General features: G+C 63.2%; 5 protein-coding genes. All 5 read left to right on the forward strand.

The genetic code is table 11. The features are described from left to right. Positions 1-1,428 (forward strand): aldehyde dehydrogenase family protein (locus EN879_RS21695; protein ID WP_127274239.1); only part of this gene is annotated, 1,428 nt, incomplete at its 5' end. A 57-nt stretch (positions 1,429-1,485) separates the two neighbouring features. Then, positions 1,486-2,739 carry an ABC transporter substrate-binding protein gene (locus EN879_RS21700; protein WP_013529701.1) on the forward strand — a complete coding sequence of 418 codons (1,254 nt, stop codon included), beginning with the start codon at positions 1,486-1,488 and terminating at the stop codon, positions 2,737-2,739. A 104-nt stretch (positions 2,740-2,843) separates the two neighbouring features. Next, complete coding sequence (locus tag EN879_RS21705) at positions 2,844-3,800, forward strand: sugar ABC transporter permease (protein ID WP_063168956.1); 957 nt, start codon at positions 2,844-2,846, stop codon at positions 3,798-3,800. Then, entirely contained in the window at positions 3,797-4,741 is a 945-nt protein-coding gene (locus EN879_RS21710; protein ID WP_027161386.1) for a carbohydrate ABC transporter permease, read from the forward strand. Before EN879_RS21705 ends, EN879_RS21710 begins: the two co-directional genes overlap by 4 nt. 4 nt (positions 4,742-4,745) lie before the next feature. Next, positions 4,746-5,861 (forward strand): ABC transporter ATP-binding protein, encoded by a 1,116-nt coding sequence (locus tag EN879_RS21715; protein ID WP_013529698.1) that lies wholly within the window; start codon positions 4,746-4,748, stop codon positions 5,859-5,861. The last annotated feature ends 7 nt before the right edge of the window (positions 5,862-5,868 follow it).

Genomic DNA, 5,868 nt, shown 5'->3' on the forward strand with positions numbered 1-5,868 from the left:
GTCGATGCCCGCGACGGCCGCACGATTGCTCGAAACAGCCCCGGCCACGGCTTCACCGTCTCGCACTATGCGCAGGCCGGTGAGGCCGAAGTGGAAGCCGCTGTGCTTGCCGCCCACAGGGCTTTCGAAACGGGTCCATGGCCGCGCATGAAGGCGGCCGAACGTGCCGGGATCCTGCTCAAGGCAGCTGATCTGATCGAGGGCCGGCTGGAAGACATCGCCCGGCTCGACGCACTGGAATCGGGCAAACCGATCGCCCAGGCACGCGGCGAGATCGGCGGCGCCGTCGACATCTGGCGCTATGCCGCCTCGCTTGCCCGCACCCTGCATGGTGAAACCTACGCCAATCTCGGCGACGCCATGCTGGGTGTCGTCCTGCGCGAACCGATCGGCGTCGTCTCGATCATCACCCCGTGGAATTTCCCGTTCCTGATCGTCAGCCAGAAACTGCCCTTCGCGCTCGCCGCCGGCTGCACGGCGGTGGTCAAGCCGAGCGAAATGACCTCGGCCTCGACCTTCGTGCTCGGCGACATCCTGATGCAGGCCGGCCTGCCCGCCGGCGTCGTCAATATCCTGGCCGGACTTGGCGCCGATGTCGGTGCGCCGATGGTCAGCCACCCGCTGGTCGAAATGGTCTCGTTCACCGGCTCCACCCGCGTCGGCAAGATGACGATGGCATCCGCCGCGCAGTCGCTGAAGAAAGTCTCGATGGAGCTCGGCGGCAAGAACGGCCAGATCGTCTTCCAGGACGCCGACCTCGAAGCGGCCGCCGATGCGGCGGTGTTCGGCGGCTTCTTCAATGCCGGCGAGTGCTGCAATGCCGGCAGCCGGCTGATCGTGCACGAGGCGATCGCCGACGATTTTCTCAGCGCCGTCAAGGCGCTTGCCGCCAGGGTCACGGTCGGCGATCCGCTCGATGACCAAACCAAGGTCGGCGCGATGATCTCGTCCGACCATTTGGCCAAGGTTGCCGGTTACGTTGCGGCAGCCGCGACCGAGGGCAGCAGCATCTACAGCGGAGGCAAGCAATTGGCCTCCAATATCGGTCAATACCTCGATCCCACCATCATCCGCGGCGTCACCGAGGACATGGCCATAGCGCGCGAGGAAGTGTTCGGCCCGGTGCTCTCGGTGCTGACTTTTGAATCGATTGAAAAGGCGTTGCACATCGCCAACAACACGCCCTATGGTTTGTCGGCAGGCGTGTGGAGCGCCAGCATCGACACTTGCATGTCGGTCGCGCGCGGCGTGCGTTCGGGAACCGTTTGGGTGAACACGTTCATGGAAGGTTATCCCGAGCTGCCTTTCGGAGGCTACAAGCAGTCCGGTCTCGGACGCGAACTCGGCAAACGCGCCGTCGAGGATTATACCGAGGAAAAGACAATCCAGTTTCATCGCGGCCAGCGCACCGGGTGGTGGGTCGGCTGAGTTGAGAAGAACCCGGCGGCATCCGCCGGTCGTGTAATGCAACAAGGGAGGAAGTACATGTTGCGCAAACTGCTTATCGGAACGGCTCTCGCGTCGGGCCTGGCTTTCGCGGCCCACGCCGAGGACGTCAAGGAAGTCCAGATGCTGCATTGGTGGACCTCGGGCGGCGAAGCGGCTGCTCTCAACGTCCTCAAGGGTGATCTGGCCAAGGAAGGCTATGCCTGGAAGGACGTGCCGGTGGCCGGCGGCGGCGGCGATGCCGCCATGACCGCGCTGAAGGCGATGGTCGCGGCCGGCAATTATCCGACCGCCTCGCAGATGCTCGGCTACACCGTGCTCGACTATGCAGCCGCCGGCGTCATGGGCGACCTGACCGAAACGGCGAAGAAGGAAGGCTGGGACAAGTCCGTTCCGGCAGCCCTGCAGAAGTTTTCGGTCTATGACGGCAAGTGGGTCGCGGCGCCGGTCAACGTTCACTCGGTCAACTGGCTGTGGATCAACAAGGCCGTCCTGGACAAGATCGGCGGCACCGAGCCGAAGACCTTCGACGACTTCGTTGCCCTGCTCGACAAGGCCAAGGCGGCAGGCGTGATCCCGCTCGCTCTCGGCGGCCAGAACTGGCAGGAAGCCACCATGTTCGACTCCGTCGTGCTGTCGACCGGCGGACCCGAGTTCTACAAGAAGGCCTTCAACGACCTCGATGACGAGTCCCTGAAGTCCGACACGATGAAGAAGTCGTTCGACAATCTGGCCAAGCTCGTCACCTATGTCGACCCCAACTTCTCGGGCCGCGACTGGAACCTTGCCACCGCCATGGTCATCAAGGGCGATGCCCTGGTGCAGGTCATGGGCGACTGGGCGAAGGGCGAGTTCCACGCCGCCAACAAGACCCCGGGCACCGACTTCCTGTGCTATCGCTTCCCGGGCACCGACGGCTCGGTGATCTACAACTCCGACATGTTCGGCATGTTCAATGTTCCCGACGACCGCAAGGCCGCCCAGGTCGCACTGGCCACCGCCACCCTGTCGAAGAGCTTCCAGTCGGCCTTCAACGTCGTCAAGGGTTCGGTTCCGGCCCGTACCGACGTTCCGGACACCGACTTCGACGCTTGCGGCAAGAAGGGCATCGCCGACCTGAAGGCAGCCAATGAAGGCGGCACGCTGTTCGGCTCGCTGGCCCAGGGTTATGGCGCGCCTCCGGCAGTCGCCAATGCCTACAAGGACGTCGTTTCGAAGTTCGTCCATGGTCAGATCAAGACCTCGGACGAAGCCGTGACCGAGCTGGTCAAGGCGATCGACGACGCCAAGTAAGCGCCACGCGCCAAAAACGCCTTCCCCGCTCCGGCGGGGAAGGCCCAGATCCGCGAACATAGATCCGCGAAGCTGGTTGGCCGCGAGTCGACGGGAGGAGCCCCATGAGCACGGTAGCGACAAGCCAGATCAAGCTGACGCCGGAGCATGCGCGGCCACGCGCCTCGGTGCGCTCGCGCCTGCAGGACGCATTGCCGAAGATCGTGCTGGCGCCGAGCTTCGCCATCACCATCGTCTTCGTCTACGGCTTCATCCTGTGGACGATCTATCTGTCCTTCACCAATTCCAAGACCTTCCCGTCCTATGTCCTAACCGGCTCGCGCGCCTATCAGCGGCTGTGGGGCTGGACCTTCGACACAGACCCGCCGTCGAGCTGGTACACGTCGATCACCAATATGGGTATTTTCGGTTTCCTCTACATCGCAATCTGCCTGGCGCTCGGCCTGTTCCTGGCCATCCTGCTCGACCAGAAGATCCGCGGCGAAGGCGTGTTGAGGCCGATCTATCTCTATCCGATGGCGCTGTCCTTCATCGTCACCGGCGTCGCCTGGAAATGGTTCCTCGATCCCGGCCTCGGTCTCGAGCAGACCTTGCATCAATGGGGTTGGACGAGCTTCCATTTCGACTGGATCAAGAATAAGGATTTCGTCATCTACACGGTGGTCATTGCCGGCGTCTGGCAGGCCTCCGGCTTCATCATGGCGATGTTCCTGGCCGGCCTGCGCGGCATCGACGGCGAGATCATGAAGGCGGCGCAGATCGACGGCGCCACCAACTTCCAGCTCTATCGCCGCATCGTCATCCCGCTGCTGCGGCCGATCTTCCTGTCGGCCTTCATCGTGCTCGCGCACCTCGCCATCAAGTCCTACGATCTCGTGGTCGCACTGACCAGCGGCGGGCCCGGCGGCTCGGCGTGGCTGCCGTCCAACTTCATGTATGAGTACACGTTCAAGCGCAACGAAATGGCCGTCGGCTCGGCCAGTGCGGTGATCATGCTGATGACCATCGTCGCCATCATCGTGCCCTATCTCTATTCGGAACTGCGGGAGAAGCCGCGATGAGCGCCGTCACCACTCCCGCCCGCCAGGCCTCCGGCGGCGTCAACGTCAAGACCCTCAACCGCATCGTCATCTACGGGCTGCTGGCGCTGTTTGCGCTGTTTTACCTGATGCCGCTGTTCGTCATGCTGGTGACCTCGTTCAAGACCATGGACGAGATCCAGAACGGCAACATGCTGGCGCTGCCCAAGGCGCCGACCTTCGACCCGTGGCTGAAGGCGTGGGGCGAGACCTGCGTCGGCCTCACCTGCGCCGGCATCAAGGGCTATTTCTGGAACTCCATCAAGATGGTGGTTCCGGCCGTTCTGATCTCGACCATGCTGGGCGCGCTGAACGGCTACGTGCTGACGAAATGGCGTTTCCGCGGCGCAACGCTGGTGTTCGGGCTGATGCTGTTTGCCTGCTTCATTCCGTTCCAGTCGGTGCTGTTGCCGATGGCGACCATCCTCGGCAGCCTCGGCCGCTTCGGCGTCACACTGCAGAACTCGGTCGGAACGAGCTTCGGTCTCGGCAACCCGACGGTCAACCTGGTCTTCGTCCACGTCGTCTACGGCATCGGCTTCACCACGCTGTTCTTCCGCAACTACTACGAGGCGTTTCCGACCGAACTGGTCAAGGCGGCACAGGTCGACGGCGCCTCCTTCTTCCAGATATTCCGCCGCATCATGCTGCCGAACTCGATGCCGATTTTCGTCGTCACCGTCATCTACCAGTTCACCAACATCTGGAACGACTTCCTGTTCGCCTCGGCTTACGCCGGCACCGGCGACGCGATGCCGATGACGGTGGCGCTCAACAACGTCGTCAACACCTCGACCGGCGTCGTCGAATACAACGTCAACATGGCCGCCGCGATGATCGCGGCACTGCCCACCCTTCTCGTCTATGTGCTCGCCGGCCGCTACTTCGTGCGCGGTCTCATGGCTGGCGCCGTCAAAGGATGATCTGATGGCTTTTCTGGAAATTGATGGTCTGAGAAAGCGCTTCGGCCAGGTCGAGATCCTGAAAGGGATCGATGTCGAGCTCGAGAAAGGCGGTTTCCTGGTGCTGGTCGGCCCTTCCGGCTGCGGCAAGTCCACTTTGCTCAACACCATCGCCGGCCTGGAGACGATCACCTCGGGCGAAATCCGGGTCGACGGCCGCGCCATCAACGATCTGCACCCCTCCAAGCGCGACATCGCCATGGTGTTCCAGAGCTATGCGCTCTACCCGAACATGACGGTGGCCGGAAACATCTCCTTCGGCATGGAGATGCGCGGCGTGCCGGCGGCGGAGCGCCAGAAGGCGATCGACAAGGTGGCCAAGGTGCTGCAGATCGGCCACCTCTTGCAGCGCAAGCCGAGCCAGCTTTCGGGCGGCCAGCGCCAGCGCGTCGCCATGGGCCGGGCGCTGGTGCGCGACCCCAAACTGTTCCTTTTCGACGAGCCTTTGTCCAACCTCGACGCCAAGCTGCGCGTCGACATGCGCATCGAGATCAAGCGCCTGCATGCCACCACCGGCACCACCATCGTCTACGTCACCCACGACCAGATCGAGGCGATGACGCTGGCGACCAAGATCGCGGTCATGCGGGATGGCGAGGTGCAGCAGTTCGGCACGCCGGCCGAAATCTACAACAACCCGAGCAATCTCTTCGTCGCCGACTTCATGGGCTCGCCGGCGATGAACCTGATCCCGGCGACGATCGGTACGTCAGGCAATGCGTTGTCCGTCGTGCTGCAGCGCGAGGCGCGCGAGCCGATCAACCTGCCGATGGCCAATGCGCCGGCGGGCCTGTCGGCATTCCAGGGCAAGCCGATCATCTTCGGTGTCCGTCCCGAAGCCCTGACCGATCCGGAAGGTGCCGAGCGCAACGCCTCGCACATCGCAACCGCGGACTGTCACATCGAGGTCGTCGAGCCGGCAGGTTCGGACACCTTCGCCGTCACCAATCTCGGCGGCAAGGGCGTGGTGGCGCGGCTGCGCGCCGACGCCAACATTCAGCCGGGCACCAACACGCCGCTCGCCTTCAACCTGACAAAGGCGGTGTTCTTCGATCCGGCGACCGAGACCCGTATTCGCTAATGTATGT

It is taken from the genome of Mesorhizobium sp. M7A.F.Ca.AU.002.02.1.1 (assembly GCF_003998535.1).
GTDB lineage: Bacteria > Pseudomonadota > Alphaproteobacteria > Rhizobiales > Rhizobiaceae > Mesorhizobium > Mesorhizobium ciceri.